Source organism: Serratia sp. CY55921 (assembly GCF_052167655.1).
Lineage (GTDB): Bacteria > Pseudomonadota > Gammaproteobacteria > Enterobacterales > Enterobacteriaceae > Serratia > Serratia ureilytica.
Genome location: NZ_JBJNMU010000001.1, coordinates 656489 through 671017 on the forward strand (window position 1 = coordinate 656489; position 14529 = coordinate 671017).

Here is a 14529-nt window from a genome sequence, read left to right on the forward strand (position 1 = left end):
GATCAGGCCAGAATTTGCAGGCCGTTGCGTTCCACCAGCGTCAGCAGTTTCATCGCGGCGGAGTTCGGCTGCGCTTCGCCGCGCTCCCATTTCTGCACCGCCTTTTTGCTGACGTTGAGATACAGCGCAAACACCGGCTGACTGACGTTTTCCCGTTCGCGCAACGCGCGGATCTCGGCCGGCCCGAACTGCTTTACCGGCCGCAGGCACAGCATGTCGAAAGTGCGCATGGTCACGTCGTCGACGAAACCGGCGCGGTGCAGGCCCTGAACTTCCTGGTGGATCTCGGCAAGAATTTTACTCATCGCTTAGCCTCCGTAACTCCCTGTTGTTGACCAGCTGGTAGAGTCTGAATGGCGAATAATCCAGATACAGCGCAGCCAGATGTTTCAATCCCTGTAACTCATCCGCACTGATGTTTTCTCTCTCGCTTTTGGCAAAGCCGCGCATAAAAAACAGGCGGTCTTCATCGCGAAAAACGATCAGTACCCGATAGCCGCCACGTTTGCCCTCACCAGCCCGAGCGATGCGCTTTTTTTATACGCAACCGCCAAGATTGGCGTCGTACAGCTGATGTTGCATCTCTCGCGCCGCTTTCACTATCGTGGCGTCGCTAATGCGCTCGCGTGCGGCAAAACCCTGAAAGGTTTTGGTGAGATAAATGTCGGCCATTCGCTCTCCCTGCGAATCTATACCCGTTAAGGGTATATTTCAAGTGGTTTAAAAATAACCACAGGGTGACAAGCGGCCAAAGGGAAAGAAACAGCCAAATTCACGCCATGCGCAGCCTGGCGCAAAGCCTTAAGTGAATTCAAAGAGTGATAGGGAGAAAATGCGACGGGATGCGCAGAAGCCGGTTAACGCATGCCCGGTGATAGGCTCACCGGGCAAATGAGTCAGGTCAGACGCCGATTTTTCTGCCGAGCAGGCTGCCGGCGTGCGATTGGCCGTCCGGGCCATACAGCGATTTGTTGTTTTTGCTGAGGATGGCCAGCGCCTGAGCGTTATGGTCGATCTGCTGATTGAGCAGCAGGCCGTTGTGCTGGTTCTTTTCGCGCAGTGTTTGGCTCAGCAATTGAACGCGCTGCCAACGGTCGGCCAGGGGGGCGTGGCTGGCATAGGGCGCGCGTTGCCCGCAGGTTTTTTCCTGCCCCAGGCGCTGTTGCTCGAGGTAGGCGACCGTCGCCAACAGTTGGCTTTTGGCATCGGTTACGCGCTGCAAGGCCACGCCCGGCAGCTGGCCGGAGCATAACAGATCGTGCTCTTCTTCCAGCACGCCATTGAGCGCCTGCAGCGTTTCCAACAGTTTGTCCAGCAGTTGTGCCAGCTTTTCCATAGTGATGACTTATCCTTTACCGCTACCCGCCGCCGCGTTGTCAGTCGCGTCCGGCGATCCATTGAACATCGCTCTGCGCGTCTTGCAGCAGTGCGTCGGCGATTTTGCCGGCGTCCATCTTCAGTTCACCGTTGCGGATCGCCTGCTTGATGGCCTCGACCCGGCCCATATCGATATCCTGGGTGCCCGGCTGCATCAGGCGCGCCTGCGCCTCGCTCAGTTTGACCAGCGTACCGCTGACGGCGGTTTCGGCCACGGCGGCCTTACGCGGCTGGAGCGGGTTGTCGGCCGGGGTTTCACGCGGTTGCACAGTGGAAACCGGCTGTAACCGCTGGGTGCGATCGATACTCATGGTCCATCTCCGTTTACGCCGTGACCGCTCTCGGGCGACGACGCTGCAATGAAAGTGTTGCGGCCCTGATGGCCAATAAAATGCTGCTTGATTTGTCTTATCGGCAAGGTTTGCGGAACCTTTACTTTTTTATAACGTAATGCGAATCGCGCCGTCGTCCCCGACCACGCCGCTGACGATTTGCCCGGACGCCATGCGCACGCGCACGCTGTCTTCGGCGGCGGCGTTGTTCATCGCCTTGCCCGCGCCGCTAATGCTGAATCCTTCGCCCTGTGCATTGACCTGCACCGGTTGCCCGGCCTTGATAATCCAGGCCCGGCGCAGCATGGCGAGGGTCAGCGGCTGGCCGGGGCTGATGTTGCGCAGGCTGACGGCGCCTAACGCTTTGCCCGCTTCGGTCAGCGCGCGCGGCGGCAGGGTATCGAGCCGACCTTCTTTCAACGTCAGGTCCGCCGCCGTCAACCGGCTGCCGGCGGTGATGCCGCGCGCCGAAACGAGATAGCGGCCGAACACCTGCACCTGCGTCTGGATAAAACGCCGCTCCTGGCCACAGCGCGCCGAAATGCTGACGTTGCCGCCGATCCGCGCGTTGGGCGGCAGCGACAGCTGCGGCAGTTCGCAAGCGGGCCATTGGTTCGGCGGCGTGCGCACCCGCACTTTTACCTGCACCGGTTCGCCGCTGAACTTGCCTTGGATGAAGCTTTCGATTTGCGTCGCCAGATCGTCGGCGCGCGCGTTCAGACTGCACAGCAGGCCGATAAGCAGCAGCATTTTACCTTTCATCGTCATCTTCTCAAGCTTCATCGGGATACGCGTAAGTGTACCCGCAGCGCGCGCAGGCTAAGCAGATAAATAGCGCCCCATTTTGCGTTTATTCCCGCGATAGGGTAGCGCGGGGGGCGTTTATGCTGTCGACTCCAAATTCTAACCTCGCGGAGGGAGCATGCTCGACAAACTGGACGCGGCTCTGCGCTTTGGCCAAGAGGCGCTGAACTTGCGCGCCCAGCGGCAGGAAATTCTGGCCGCCAACATCGCCAACGCAGACACACCGGGTTATCAGGCGCGGGATATCGATTTCGCCAGCCAATTGAACAAAGTGATGGAGCAGGGGCGCGTCAGCGGCAACGGCATGGCGCTCAACCTGACGGCGGCGCGCCATATCCCGGCGCAGACCCTGCAGCCGCCGCAGCTCGATCTGCTGTTCCGGGTGCCGGATCAGCCGTCGATGGACGGCAACACGGTGGACATGGATCGCGAACGCACCAACTTTGCCGATAACAGCCTGAAATATCAGACCGACCTGACGCTGCTCAACGGTCAGATCAAAGGGATGATGTCCGTACTGCAACAAGGATAAGGCGCATGTCTTTACTGAATATTTTTGATATCTCCGGCTCGGCGTTATCGGCGCAATCCCAGCGCATGAACGTCAGCGCCAGCAACATGGCCAACGCCGACAGCGTGACCGGCCCGGACGGCGAACCTTACCGCGCCAAGCAGGTGGTGTTCCAGGTCGCAGCGGCGCCGGGACAGCCGACCGGCGGCGTGCGCGTTGCCCAGGTGGTGGACGATCCGGCGCCCGAGCGTTTGGTGTATCAGCCGGGCAACCCGCTGGCGGACGCCAAGGGGTATGTGCGCATGCCGAACGTCGACGTAGTGGGGGAAATGGTCAACACCATCTCCGCTTCCCGCAGCTATCAGGCCAACGTCGAGGTGCTCAACACCACCAAGTCGATGATGATGAAAACCCTGACGCTGGGTCAGTAACCGGAGGTTCCCATGGCTATCGCCCCAACCACGAACGAGTCGTTGGACAATACCGTCATCGGTAACAACAGCAAAAATACCAACAGCCAGGATCTGCACAACAGCTTCCTGACGCTGCTGGTGGCGCAGTTGAAAAACCAGGACCCGACCAATCCGATGCAGAACAACGAACTGACCTCGCAGCTGGCGCAGATCAACACCGTTCAGGGCATCGAAAAACTCAACACCACGCTGGGGTCGATCTCCGGTCAGATCAACAGCAATCAGTCGCTGCAGGCCACCGCGCTGATCGGCCACGGCGTGATGGTGCCGGGCAGCAACATTCTGGTCGGCAGCAAGGACGGCAAAGTCAGCACCACGCCGTTCGGCGTGGAACTGGAGCGCGCCGCCGATCAGGTAACCGCCACCATCACCAACGCCAGCGGGCAGGTGGTGCGCACCATCGAAATCGGCGGTCTGACCGCCGGCGTGCATGCCTTCACCTGGGACGGTTCGCTGGATGACGGCTCCACCGCGCCCGACGGCGCCTACAAAGTGGCGATTAACGCCAAAGGCAACGGCGAGCAGTTGGTGGCGCGCAGCCTGCACTTCGGCCTGGTGAACGGCGTGATCCGCGACGGCAACGGCGCCAAGCTGGATCTCGGCCTGGCGGGCAACGCCACCCTGGAAGACGTGCGACAGATCTTATAACCCTAAGCATCAGGCTCAATCGGACGATAGCCTGACCACTATTCGGAGAATAACATGGCTTTTTCTCAGGCAGTCAGCGGCTTGAACGCGGCAGCAACCAACCTGGACGTGATCGGTAACAACATCGCCAACTCCGCGACGGCGGGCTTCAAATCCGGCAGCGTCTCCTTTGCCGACATGTTCGCCGGTTCACAGGTCGGTCTGGGCGTCAAAGTGTCCGGCATCACCCAGAACTTCAAGGGCGGCACCACCACCGGCACCAGCCGTTCATTGGATGTGGCCATCAACGGCAACGGCTTTTTCCGCATGCAGGATAAAGACGGCGGCATCTTCTATACCCGCAACGGCCAGTTCAAGCTGGACGAGAACCGCAATCTGACCAACATGCAGGGTCTGCAGCTGACCGGCTATCCGGCGGCCGGCTCCCCGCCGACCATTCAGCAGGGCGCCAACCCGGTGCCGTTGAGCATTCCTGAAGGCATGATGAACGCGAAAGCGTCCACTTCCGGCCAGATGGTCGCCAACCTGATGTCGACCCATAAGGTGCCGGAAAACAAGACCTTCGATCCGACCAAACAGGACAGCTACAACTATACCAATACCATCACCGCCTACGACTCGCTGGGTAACGCGCACAACATCAACGCTTACTTCGTGAAGACCGAAGACAATAAATGGCAGGTCTACACCCAGGACGGCAGCGCAGCGCCAGTGAACGCCGGCACCATGGAGTTCAGCACCAGCGGTACCCTGGTGAAAACCACCAGCACCAACGGCGCGCCGGGCGAGTTCAGCATGGTGATCCCGATGACCGCCAAAGACGGCGCGCCGGCGCAAAACTTCACCCTGAGCTTCGCCGGCAGCATGCAGCAGAACGTGAGCAGCGACTCGGTGAGCAAGGTATCGCAGGACGGTTATGCCGCCGGTGAATACACGGGCTATCAGATCAACAACGACGGCACCATCGTGGGCGTCTACTCCAACCAGCAAACCCAGCTGTTGGGCCAGATCGTCATGGCTAACTTCTCCAACCCGGAAGGGCTGGCGTCGCAGGGCGATAACGTTTGGCAGGAAACCGGCGCGTCCGGCCAGCCGCGCGTCGGTCTTGCGGGCGGCGGCGGCTTAGGCAAGCTGACCAGCGGCGCGCTGGAGTCTTCCAACGTCGATCTGAGCCAGGAGCTGGTGAACATGATCGTCGCACAGCGTAACTATCAGTCCAACGCCCAGACCATCAAGACGCAGGACTCCATTCTGCAGACATTGGTTAGCCTGCGCTAATAGGGTCGAGTTATGGATCACGCGATTTATACCGCGATGGGCGCGGCTCGCCAAACGCTGGAGCAGCAGTCCATTACCGCCAACAACCTGGCCAACGCGTCGACGCCGGGCTTTCGCGCTCAGCTCGCCGCGCTGCGCGCGGTGCCGGTTGACGGGCCGAGCCTGGCGACGCGCACATTGGTGGCCGCGTCGACGCCGGGTGCCGACATGAGCCAGGGGGCGCTGAACTATACGGCGCGCCCGCTGGATGTGGCGCTGCAGCAGGACGGTTTCCTGGCGGTGAGCCTGCCGGGCGGCGGTGAAGCCTATACCCGCAACGGCAACATCCAGATCTCCTCCACCGGGCAGTTGACGGTGCAGGGGCTGCCGGTGATGGGCGACGGGGGGCCGATCGAGGTGCCGCCGTCGGCGGAGATCACCATCGCCGCCGACGGCACCATTTCGGCGCTGAACGCCGGCGATCCGCCGAACACCATCGCGCAGATCGGCCGCCTGAAGCTGGTGAAAGCCGACGCGCGCGAAGTGATGCGCGGTGACGACGGGCTGTTCCGCCTGACGCCGGAAACCCAACAGCTGCGCGGCAATCAGTTGCAAAACGATCCGCAGGTGCGGGTGATGCCCGGGGTGCTGGAAGGCAGCAACGTCAAGCCGATGGAGACCATGGTCGACATGATCGCCAACGCCCGCCGTTTTGAAATGCAAATGAAGGTCATCCACAGCGTGGATGAAAACGAACAGCGTGCCAACTCACTGCTCTCAGTGAGCTAAGCAGCAAGGAAATAACCGATGATTCCATCCTTATGGATTGCCAAAACCGGTCTGGACGCGCAGCAGACCAACATGGACGTGATCGCCAACAACCTGGCGAACGTCAGCACCAACGGCTTCAAACGCCAGCGTGCGGTATTTGAAGATCTGCTGTACCAGACCATGCGTCAGCCGGGGGCGCAGTCCTCCGAGCAGACCACGCTGCCTTCCGGTCTGCAGATCGGCACCGGCGTGCGTCCGGTGGCGACCGAGCGGCTGCACAGCCAGGGCAACCTGTCGCAGACCAACAACAGCAAAGACGTCGCCATCAAGGGGCAGGGGTTCTTCCAGGTGATGTTGCCGGACGGCACCCAGGCCTACACGCGCGACGGCTCGTTCCAGATCGATCAGAACGGCCAGTTGGTCACTTCCAGCGGTTTCCAGGTGCAGCCGGCGATCACCATTCCGGCGAACGCGCTGTCCATCACCGTCGGCCGCGATGGCATCGTCAGCGTCACCCAGCAGGGGCAAACCGCCGCCCAGCAGGTGGGCCAATTGACGCTGACGACCTTTGTCAACGACAGCGGTCTGGAGAGCGTGGGCGAGAACCTGTATCAGGAAACCGAAAGCTCGGGCGCGCCGAACGAGAGCACGCCGGGGCTCAACGGCGCCGGTCTGCTGTATCAGGGCTACGTGGAGACCTCCAACGTTAACGTGGCGGAAGAGCTGGTCAACATGATCCAGACTCAGCGCGCTTACGAGATCAACAGCAAAGCGGTATCGACTTCCGATCAGATGCTGCAAAAGCTGACGCAACTGTAATCTGTCATTGACGGGCCCGGCTTGCCGCGCCCGTCATTCTCTTTCGTGAAACAAAGGCGATACCCGTGGTAACCACATATTCGATGGCAATCCTGCCGCGGCAGGGACAACGCTGGCTGGCGGGAATGGTGATGCTGACGCTGAGCGGCTGCGCTTATATTCCGCATAAACCGCTGGTGGACGGTGCGACCACGGCGCAGCCCGCGCCGGCCAGCGCGCCGATGCCGAACGGCTCGATCTTCCAGACGGTGCAGCCGATGAACTACGGCTATCAGCCGCTGTTCGAAGACCGCCGTCCGCGCAACGTCGGCGACACCCTGACCATCGTGCTGCAGGAAAACGTCAGCGCCAGCAAGAGCTCCTCCGCCAATGCCAGCCGCAACGGCGCCAGCAAGTTCGGCGTCGCCACCTCGCCGCGCTACCTTGACGGCCTGCTGGGCAATGCGCGCGCCGATATGGACATTTCCGGCGACAGCACCTTCGGCGGCAAGGGCGGCGCCAACGCCAACAACACCTTCAACGGCACCATTACGGTGACGGTCAACCAGGTGCTGGCCAACGGCAACCTGCACGTGGTGGGGGAAAAGCAGATCGCCATCAACCAGGGCACCGAATTCATTCGTTTCTCCGGCGTCGTCAACCCGCGCACCATCAGCGGCAACAACTCGGTCACCTCGACGCAGGTGGCGGACGCGCGGATCGAATACGTCGGCAATGGCTATATCAACGAAGCGCAGACCATGGGCTGGCTGCAGCGCTTCTTCTTAAATGTTTCACCGTTCTAAGGATTGACTGATGCTGAAAAAATGGTTTATCGCGCTGTGCGTCGGGCTGGTGTGCTTGCCGGCGGCGGCGGAGCGCATCCGCGATCTGGTGACGGTGCAGGGCGTGCGAGACAACGCCCTGATCGGTTACGGCCTGGTGGTGGGGCTGGACGGCTCCGGCGACCAGACCATGCAGACGCCGTTCACCACCCAAAGCCTGAGCAACATGCTGTCGCAGCTGGGCATCACCGTGCCGCCGGGCACCAACATGCAGCTGAAAAACGTGGCGGCGGTGATGGTGACCGCCAAACTGCCGCCGTTCTCGCGCGCCGGGCAGAATATCGACGTGGTGGTCTCATCAATGGGCAACGCCAAGAGCCTGCGTGGCGGCACCTTGCTGATGACGCCGCTGAAAGGCGTGGATAACCAGGTCTATGCGCTGGCGCAGGGCAACGTGCTGGTCGGCGGCGCGGGCGCGGCGGCCGGCGGCAGCAGCGTGCAGGTCAACCAGCTGGCGGGCGGGCGCATCAGCAACGGCGCCACCATCGAGCGCGAGCTGCCGACCACCTTCGGCAGCGGCGGCGTACTCAACCTGCAGCTGAATGACGAAGACTTCACGCTGGCGCAGCAGATCAGCGACGCCATCAACCGCCAACGCGGCGGCGGCACCGCGACGCCGCTCGACGCCCGCACGATCCAGGTGCTGGTGCCGCAGGGCAACAGCTCTCAGGTGCGTTTCCTGGCGGAGATTCAAAACATCACCGTCAACGTCGGCGCGATGGACGCCAAAGTGATCATCAACTCGCGCACCGGGTCGGTGGTGATGAACCGCGATGTGATCCTCGATTCCTGCGCCGTCGCCCAGGGCAACCTGTCGGTGGTGGTCGATCGGCAAAATACCGTCAGCCAACCGACGACGCCGTTCGGCGGCGGCCAAACGGTGGTGACGCCAAACACCCAGATTTCGGTGCAACAGCAGGGCGGGTCGCTGCAGAAGGTGAACGCCAGCGCCAACCTGAACAACGTCATTCGCGCGCTGAACGCGCTGGGCGCCACGCCGATCGATCTGATGTCGATCCTGCAGGCGATGCAGAGCGCCGGCTGCCTGCGCGCCAAGCTGGAAATCATCTGATGGCGGGCGATCTGATGGCGATGTCGGGCGCGGCCTATGACGCCCAGGCGCTGAACGGCCTGAAGCGCGACGCGGCGGCCGACCCGCAGGGCAACCTCAAGCAGGTGGCCCAGCAGGTGGAAGGCATGTTCGTGCAGATGATGCTGAAAAGCATGCGTTCCGCCTTGCCGCAGGACGGGGTGTTGAGCAGCGATCAAACGCGGCTCTATACCTCGATGTACGATCAGCAAATCGCCCAGCAGATGTCGCAAAAAGGGCTGGGGCTGGCCGACATGATGGTCAAGCAGATGAGCAACGCCAACGCGGTGCCGAGCGAAACCGCGGGCATGTCGCCGATGGCGCTGGACAACGAGGTGCTGCAAACGCTGCCGAACCAGGCGCTGGAGCAGATGGTGCGCCGCGCGATGCCGAAAGCCCCGCCGGCCGCCGCGCCGCTGTCGCTCAACAACGGCAACTTCGTCGCTCGTCTGTCGATACCGGCGAAGGTCGCCAGCCAGCAGAGCGGCATTCCGCATCAGCTGATCGTCGCGCAGGCGGCGCTGGAATCCGGCTGGGGGCAGCGCGAGATCCCAACCTCAGACGGCACGCCGAGCTACAACCTGTTCGGCATCAAGGCCGGCGGCAGCTGGAGCGGGCCGGTGACGGAGATCACCACCACCGAGTTCGAACAGGGCGCGGCGAAGAAGGTGAAGGCGAAGTTCCGCGTTTACGGGTCGTACGTCGAAGCGATCGCCGATTACGTCAAACTGCTGACCAACAACCCGCGCTACGCCGACGTGGCCGCCGCGCGCAGCCCGGAGCAGGCGGCGCATGCGCTGCAGCGCGCCGGGTACGCCACCGATCCCCAGTACGCCAGCAAGTTGGTCAGCGTGATTCAGCAGATGAAGAGCGCGGGGGAACAGGCGGTGAAAGCTTACACCCACGATCTGAAAGATTTGTTCTAAATCCCCGTCATTCTTGACGCCGCAGCGGCGCCAATTATTTAGGGGGTAGGCGGCAATGGAGGCTCGCTGGATGCTGACCGCATTGCCGCTTTTTTTCCTCAAGTTCTTCTCATTTTTGCCGATAACCGAAACAGGCTGAGCGAACAGGCTCAGCAGCTCAATTAAGAACCCTGTGGGCCACCGGCGCCGCAGCATAAGGAATTCCGATGTCCAATAGCTTAATCAATACCGCGATGAGCGGGCTGAATGCGGCTCAGGTGGCGCTCAGTACCGTCAGCAACAACATCTCCAACTACAACGTGGCGGGCTACAACCGTCAGACCGCGATCCTGGCGCAGAACGGCGGCATGGCCACCATGAGCGGCTTTATCGGCAACGGCGTGACCGTCACCAGCGTTAACCGCGAGTACAACCAGTTCATCACCAACCAGCTGCGCGGCGCGCAAAGCGCGTTCGGGGCGCAAAACGCCTATTACGAGAAGATTTCGCAGATCGACAACCTGTTGGCGAGCAAGACCAACCCGCTGTCGACCAACATGCAGGATTTCTTTACCAACCTGCAGAACCTGGTGAGCAACGCCGGTGACGACGCCGCGCGCCAGACGGTGCTGGGCAAGGCCAACGGCCTGGTGAACCAGTTCAACAACACCGATAAATTCCTGCGCGACATGGACAACGGCGTCAATCAGCAGATCAGCGATACGGCGCAGCAGATCAACAGCTACGGCCAACAGATCGCCAAGCTGAACGACGAGATCACCCGTTTGCGCGGCAGCGCCGGCGGCGAACCGAATGCGTTGCTGGATCAGCGCGATCAGCTGGTCACCGAATTGAACCAGCTGGTGGGCGTACAGGTCACGCAACAGGACGGCGACGCCTATACCGTTTCCTTCGCCAACGGTTTGACCCTGGTGCAGGGCAGCAATACGTATCAGGTGGAAGCCGTGCCTTCCAGCAGCGATCCTTCCCGTCTGACCATCGGCTATAACCGCGGCAACGGCGCCAGCGAAGTGCCGGAAGGCCAGATCACCAGCGGCACACTGAGCGGCGTGCTGAAATTCCGCAGCGAAACGCTGGACGGCGTGCGCAATCAGCTGGGCCAGTTGGCGCTGGCGATGGCGGACAGCTTTAACCAACAGCATCGTGCCGGCTTCGATCTGAACGGTGACGCGGGCGGCGACTTCTTCAGCTTCAGCGGCGGCCGGGTGGTGGATAACACCCGCAACACCGGCGACGCGTCGCTGTCGGTCTCTTACACCGATACCGGCAAGGTGAAGGCCAACGATTATCGCGTCGAGTTCGACGGCAGTAACTGGCAGGTCAGCCGCCTGCCGGACAACGTGAAAGTTAACGCGACGCCGGGCACCAGCGCCGACGGTAAACCGACGCTGAACTTCGACGGGTTGGAAGTAAGCATCGACGGCAATGCGCAGGCCAAAGACAGCTTCACCGTGAAACCGGTCAGCGACGTGGCGGGTAACCTGAAAGTGGCCATCACCGATTCGTCCAAGATCGCCGCCGCCGGTAAAGACGACAGCGGCCGCGGCGATAACGAGAACGCCAAGAAACTGCTGGATCTGCAAACCAAAAACCTGGTGGACGGCAAAGCGACCCTGAGCGGCGCTTACGCCGGCATCGTCAGCGGCGTCGGCAACCAGACCGCCGCCGCCAAGGCCATCGCCACGTCGCAGGCCAAAATCGTCACCCAACTGGGCGCGCAACAGCAGTCGATGTCCGGCGTCAACCTTGACGAAGAGTACGGTGAACTGCTGCGTTTCCAGCAGTACTACATGGCCAACGCGCAGGTGATTCAGACCGCCAGCTCGCTGTTCGACGCGCTGCTGAACATTCGTTGATTTCATTGTTAATCGGCGCCGATAACGGCACCGGTCGCTCAGAGTAAGGAACCCACAGCATGCGCATGAGTACCGGCATGATGTACCAACAAAACATGAACGGCATCACGGGCAACCAGTCGCTGTTCATGAAGGCCGCCGAGCAGCTTTCCTCCGGCAAGCGAGTGATCAACCCGTCCGACGATCCGTTGGCGGCGTCGCGCGCGGTGATGCTGTCGCAGTCGCAGGCGGAAAACAGTCAATACACGCTGGCGCGCACCTTCGCCCGTCAGAACGTGTCGATGGAAGAAACGGTATTGGCCGGCGCGACCTCCACCATCGCGGACATGAAGGCGTTGATCGTCAACGCCGGCGGCACCGAAAGCGATAACGATCGCCAGTCGCTGGCCACCCAGCTGCAGGGGTTGAAAGATCAGCTGCTGAACCAGGCCAACAGCACCGACGGCAACGGCCGCTATATGTTCGGCGGGTATGTGAACGACAAGGCGCCGTTCGTCGACAACGGCGGCACCGTCAGTTACCAGGGCGGCGACAAGACGGTTGAGCAGAAAGTGGACGCCAACCGCACCATGACCATCGGCCATACCGGCAACGCGGTGTTCATGTCGTTGACCAGCAATCCGAAGCCCGAGCCGGACGGCAGCGCGCCGGTCAGCAACGTATTCGAGAGCATCGATATTGCTCTGAACGCGCTGAAAACCCCGCTGCAGGGCGCCGACGAGGCCACCAAGCAGCAGGTGAACGATGCGCTGGCGAAAGCCAACCGCGGTCTGGACAACTCCTACAACAACGTGCTGAGCGTGCGCGCCGAGCTGGGCAGCCAGCTGCAGGAGATGGATCAGTTGGACAGCATCGGTAAAGAGCGCGACATGACCAATCAGATCCAGATGAGCGCGCTGACGGATGCCGACCTGGCCGAGTCTATCTCGTCCTACTTCATGCAGCAGGCGGCGCTGCAGGCGTCGTACAAAACCTTCAGCGATATGCAGGGCATGTCGTTGTTCCAGATGAATCGTTAAGAGCAATACCCCGTTGCCTGACCGCGACGGGTTTCCCTTTAGTGCGCTTAGAAAACGCCTTCTCCGCCCCGCGGGGAGGGAGGCTTCTTGAAACCGGGCGCACTCGTTTGGCGCGTCGCTCGTTCTCCCACTACTGACTGAGTGACGCGCCTTTTTTTCATCAGGGAAGAAATAATACGATTGTCACCCCTGTTTAATGCGCGATGACATTATTGAAATCAGCGGTGGAAAAATCACGATGGATATTATTTCCCTGACGATAAATATCGGTGCTATTTCTTTTTCTTCACCACTTTCCATTTTTCACCGGCGGCCGTTTCGCTGATGGCAACTTTAAATTTGTTGCTTTTCCAGTGGGCCATACCGAATAACCGGCGTGCTTTGCGGTTGCTTTTCGCTTTAATCATGATCTCGCTCCTGTAGTTAGCAAAGGTCGATGCTGCGCCCTGCAGCCGGCAGGCTGCCGGACGCATTTATTCAGGGTGTAAGTTATCTGCCGCGCATTTAACTCTGCGCGGCTGCGTTATTTTATTTTTCTCTAACCAATAAGTTTATATTATCGCCGCGGGTGACTGACGGGGTGCGGGCGATATTTTTCTATCGGGTCTATTTTAGGTCGGGGTTTTATTTATTCAAGCCGCCGGAAACATTTGAACCTTAATCCGGATAAAAGACGTTTCTCAGGCTTTTGTCCCAAGAAAGCGTTTTTATTGCCATTTTGTCTCAGGCGGAAGAGGGGGAAAGGAAGGGGCCGCAGGGGCTCAGAAGGTCATGCCGCCCATCACCGCCGCCAGTCGATCGAAGATTTCACCGAACAGGTGCTCACAGAACGGCGCCAACATCGGCATCATCATGCCCAGCGTCATGATGCCGAAGGTCATGGTGACCGGGAAACCGATCACGAAGACCGACAGCTGCGGCGTCATGCGGTTGAGCAGACCGAGCGCCATGTTGAGCGTCAACAGCAGGCAGATCAGCGGCAACGCCAGCATCATGCCGTTGATGAAGATCAGCGAGCCGACCTGAGTCAACACCAGGAAGCCGTTGCCGTTCAGCGGCTGCGTTTGGATCGGCAGGGTATGGAAGCTGTCCGCCAGCAGCGAAATCAGCCACAGATGGCCGTCAAAGCTGAGGAACAGCAACATCGCCAGCAGGTTGAGCAGGCGCGCCAGCACCGGCATGTTCGGGCCGCCGCTGGGATCGAAGAAAGTGGCGAACGACAGTCCCATCTGCATGCCGATCACTTCCCCCGCCAGGCGCACCGCCGCGAAGGCGAACTGCATGGTCAACCCCAGCGCCACGCCGATCAGAATCTGCTGAATCGCCAGCCACAGGCCGGCGGCGGAGAAGATGGGAATATTGCTGGCGGGCAGCGTCGGCGCAATCAGGATGACGATCAGCCCGCCAAGGCCGATTTTGACCTTTTTGCTGATTTGCTTTTCGCTGAATATCGGCGCGGTGCTTATCAGCGCCAGAATGCGCAGCAGCGGCCAAAAGTAGTGGCTGAGCCAGACGGTGAGCTGGGCGCTGTCGAAGGTGAGCACGGTCAGCCGATCAGGGTAGGCAGGTTGCTGAACAGGGTGCGCATGTAGTCCAGCAACAGATTCAACATCCAGGGACCGGCGATGATGATGGTGGCCACCACCGCCAGAATTTTAGGGATGAACGACAGCGTCATTTCGTTGATCTGGGTGGCGGCCTGCAGCAGGCTGACGACCAGGCCGCTGATCAGCGCCGCCAGCAGCAGCGGGGCGGCCAGCGCCAGCGCGACTTTCATCGCCTCGGTGCCGAGCGCCATAACCGATTCAGGTGTCATCTCGCT

At 60.8% G+C, this 14529-nt stretch carries 18 protein-coding genes and 1 pseudogene; 11 read left to right on the forward strand and 8 right to left on the reverse strand.

Annotated features, from left to right (window positions below; all coding sequences use genetic code 11):
- Positions 1-2: 2 nt before the first annotated feature.
- From ACJ8M3_RS03095 to flgA, 5 genes and pseudogenes are all read right to left on the reverse strand, one after another.
- Positions 3-305: a helix-turn-helix domain-containing protein gene (locus tag ACJ8M3_RS03095; RefSeq protein ID WP_015378258.1), complete on the reverse strand. Its 303-nt coding sequence runs from the start codon at positions 303-305 to the stop codon at positions 3-5.
- Positions 298-672, reverse strand: a pseudogene (locus tag ACJ8M3_RS03100) (type II toxin-antitoxin system RelE/ParE family toxin). Before ACJ8M3_RS03100 ends, ACJ8M3_RS03095 begins: the two are co-directional and overlap by 8 nt.
- A 229-nt stretch (positions 673-901) precedes the next feature.
- Complete coding sequence (locus ACJ8M3_RS03105) at positions 902-1336, reverse strand: flagella synthesis protein FlgN (protein WP_033650863.1); 435 nt, start codon at positions 1334-1336, stop codon at positions 902-904.
- Positions 1337-1376: 40 nt separating this feature from the next.
- A complete protein-coding gene (gene flgM, locus ACJ8M3_RS03110; protein WP_442514605.1) occupies positions 1377-1688 on the reverse strand; it encodes a flagellar biosynthesis anti-sigma factor FlgM in 312 nt (103 codons plus the stop codon).
- 129 nt (positions 1689-1817) lie between these two features.
- The gene (gene flgA / locus ACJ8M3_RS03115) at positions 1818-2471 is read right to left on the reverse strand and encodes a flagellar basal body P-ring formation chaperone FlgA (protein WP_033650864.1); all 654 of its coding nucleotides are present in this window, start codon (positions 2469-2471) and stop codon (positions 1818-1820) included.
- 160 nt (positions 2472-2631) lie between these two features.
- On the opposite strand from flgA, the gene flgB reads away from it, so the two are divergent.
- The 11 genes from flgB (at position 2632) to flgL (ending at position 12707) form a co-directional block, all read left to right on the forward strand.
- Positions 2632-3045, forward strand: a complete 414-nt coding sequence (gene flgB, locus ACJ8M3_RS03120) for a flagellar basal body rod protein FlgB (protein WP_033643526.1) — start codon at positions 2632-2634, stop codon at positions 3043-3045.
- Between the two features lie 5 nt (positions 3046-3050).
- Positions 3051-3455 carry a flagellar basal body rod protein FlgC gene (gene flgC / locus ACJ8M3_RS03125; protein WP_004934826.1) on the forward strand — a complete coding sequence of 135 codons (405 nt, stop codon included), beginning with the start codon at positions 3051-3053 and terminating at the stop codon, positions 3453-3455.
- 12 nt (positions 3456-3467) lie between these two features.
- Positions 3468-4145, forward strand: coding sequence for a flagellar hook assembly protein FlgD (gene flgD / locus ACJ8M3_RS03130; RefSeq protein ID WP_033643523.1), 678 nt, complete (start codon positions 3468-3470; stop codon positions 4143-4145).
- 54 nt (positions 4146-4199) lie between these two features.
- Positions 4200-5423: a flagellar hook protein FlgE gene (flgE, locus tag ACJ8M3_RS03135; protein ID WP_033643522.1), complete on the forward strand. Its 1224-nt coding sequence runs from the start codon at positions 4200-4202 to the stop codon at positions 5421-5423.
- Between the two features lie 12 nt (positions 5424-5435).
- Positions 5436-6191 (forward strand): flagellar basal body rod protein FlgF, encoded by a 756-nt coding sequence (locus ACJ8M3_RS03140; protein WP_033643521.1) that lies wholly within the window; start codon positions 5436-5438, stop codon positions 6189-6191.
- An 18-nt stretch (positions 6192-6209) separates the two neighbouring features.
- Positions 6210-6992 (forward strand): flagellar basal-body rod protein FlgG, encoded by a 783-nt coding sequence (gene flgG / locus ACJ8M3_RS03145; RefSeq protein ID WP_004934819.1) that lies wholly within the window; start codon positions 6210-6212, stop codon positions 6990-6992.
- Between the two features lie 83 nt (positions 6993-7075).
- The gene (gene flgH / locus ACJ8M3_RS03150) at positions 7076-7777 is read left to right on the forward strand and encodes a flagellar basal body L-ring protein FlgH (RefSeq protein WP_004934817.1); all 702 of its coding nucleotides are present in this window, start codon (positions 7076-7078) and stop codon (positions 7775-7777) included.
- A 10-nt stretch (positions 7778-7787) separates the two neighbouring features.
- Positions 7788-8888 carry a flagellar basal body P-ring protein FlgI gene (locus tag ACJ8M3_RS03155; protein ID WP_004934816.1) on the forward strand — a complete coding sequence of 367 codons (1101 nt, stop codon included), beginning with the start codon at positions 7788-7790 and terminating at the stop codon, positions 8886-8888.
- A complete protein-coding gene (gene flgJ / locus ACJ8M3_RS03160; RefSeq protein WP_033643520.1) occupies positions 8888-9832 on the forward strand; it encodes a flagellar assembly peptidoglycan hydrolase FlgJ in 945 nt (314 codons plus the stop codon). Before ACJ8M3_RS03155 ends, flgJ begins: the two co-directional genes overlap by 1 nt.
- Positions 9833-10038: 206 nt before the next feature.
- Complete coding sequence (gene flgK, locus ACJ8M3_RS03165; RefSeq protein WP_033643519.1) at positions 10039-11688, forward strand: flagellar hook-associated protein FlgK; 1650 nt, start codon at positions 10039-10041, stop codon at positions 11686-11688.
- Positions 11689-11747: 59 nt separating this feature from the next.
- Positions 11748-12707, forward strand: a complete 960-nt coding sequence (gene flgL / locus ACJ8M3_RS03170; RefSeq protein WP_033643518.1) for a flagellar hook-associated protein FlgL — start codon at positions 11748-11750, stop codon at positions 12705-12707.
- A 272-nt stretch (positions 12708-12979) separates the two neighbouring features.
- On the opposite strand, the gene sra is transcribed toward flgL, so the two are convergent.
- The 3 genes from sra to fliQ all read right to left on the reverse strand — a co-directional run bounded on the left by sra (position 12980) and on the right by fliQ (position 14523).
- Entirely contained in the window at positions 12980-13114 is a 135-nt protein-coding gene (gene sra, locus ACJ8M3_RS03175) for a stationary-phase-induced ribosome-associated protein (protein WP_004934807.1), read from the reverse strand.
- 354 nt (positions 13115-13468) lie between these two features.
- Positions 13469-14251, reverse strand: coding sequence for a flagellar biosynthetic protein FliR (fliR, locus tag ACJ8M3_RS03180; RefSeq protein ID WP_060660583.1), 783 nt, complete (start codon positions 14249-14251; stop codon positions 13469-13471).
- 2 nt (positions 14252-14253) lie between these two features.
- Complete coding sequence (gene fliQ / locus ACJ8M3_RS03185; RefSeq protein WP_004934803.1) at positions 14254-14523, reverse strand: flagellar biosynthesis protein FliQ; 270 nt, start codon at positions 14521-14523, stop codon at positions 14254-14256.
- Positions 14524-14529: the final 6 nt, after the last annotated feature.

What these genes read in the sequence shown, in the direction of transcription:
- ACJ8M3_RS03095 (WP_015378258.1), bottom strand. Translation starts at nt 305, where the DNA reads ATGAGTAAAATTCTTGCCGAGATCCACCAGGAAGTTCAGGGCCTGCAC.
- ACJ8M3_RS03105 (WP_033650863.1), bottom strand. Translation starts at nt 1,336, where the DNA reads ATGGAAAAGCTGGCACAACTGCTGGACAAACTGTTGGAAACGCTGCAG.
- flgM (WP_442514605.1), bottom strand. Translation starts at nt 1,688, where the DNA reads ATGAGTATCGATCGCACCCAGCGGTTACAGCCGGTTTCCACTGTGCAA.
- flgA (WP_033650864.1), bottom strand. Translation starts at nt 2,471, where the DNA reads ATGAAAGGTAAAATGCTGCTGCTTATCGGCCTGCTGTGCAGTCTGAAC.
- flgB (WP_033643526.1), top strand. Translation starts at nt 2,632, where the DNA reads ATGCTCGACAAACTGGACGCGGCTCTGCGCTTTGGCCAAGAGGCGCTG.
- flgC (WP_004934826.1), top strand. Translation starts at nt 3,051, where the DNA reads ATGTCTTTACTGAATATTTTTGATATCTCCGGCTCGGCGTTATCGGCG.
- flgD (WP_033643523.1), top strand. Translation starts at nt 3,468, where the DNA reads ATGGCTATCGCCCCAACCACGAACGAGTCGTTGGACAATACCGTCATC.
- flgE (WP_033643522.1), top strand. Translation starts at nt 4,200, where the DNA reads ATGGCTTTTTCTCAGGCAGTCAGCGGCTTGAACGCGGCAGCAACCAAC.
- ACJ8M3_RS03140 (WP_033643521.1), top strand. Translation starts at nt 5,436, where the DNA reads ATGGATCACGCGATTTATACCGCGATGGGCGCGGCTCGCCAAACGCTG.
- flgG (WP_004934819.1), top strand. Translation starts at nt 6,210, where the DNA reads ATGATTCCATCCTTATGGATTGCCAAAACCGGTCTGGACGCGCAGCAG.
- flgH (WP_004934817.1), top strand. Translation starts at nt 7,076, where the DNA reads ATGGCAATCCTGCCGCGGCAGGGACAACGCTGGCTGGCGGGAATGGTG.
- ACJ8M3_RS03155 (WP_004934816.1), top strand. Translation starts at nt 7,788, where the DNA reads ATGCTGAAAAAATGGTTTATCGCGCTGTGCGTCGGGCTGGTGTGCTTG.
- flgJ (WP_033643520.1), top strand. Translation starts at nt 8,888, where the DNA reads ATGGCGGGCGATCTGATGGCGATGTCGGGCGCGGCCTATGACGCCCAG.
- flgK (WP_033643519.1), top strand. Translation starts at nt 10,039, where the DNA reads ATGTCCAATAGCTTAATCAATACCGCGATGAGCGGGCTGAATGCGGCT.
- flgL (WP_033643518.1), top strand. Translation starts at nt 11,748, where the DNA reads ATGCGCATGAGTACCGGCATGATGTACCAACAAAACATGAACGGCATC.
- sra (WP_004934807.1), bottom strand. Translation starts at nt 13,114, where the DNA reads ATGATTAAAGCGAAAAGCAACCGCAAAGCACGCCGGTTATTCGGTATG.
- fliQ (WP_004934803.1), bottom strand. Translation starts at nt 14,523, where the DNA reads ATGACACCTGAATCGGTTATGGCGCTCGGCACCGAGGCGATGAAAGTC.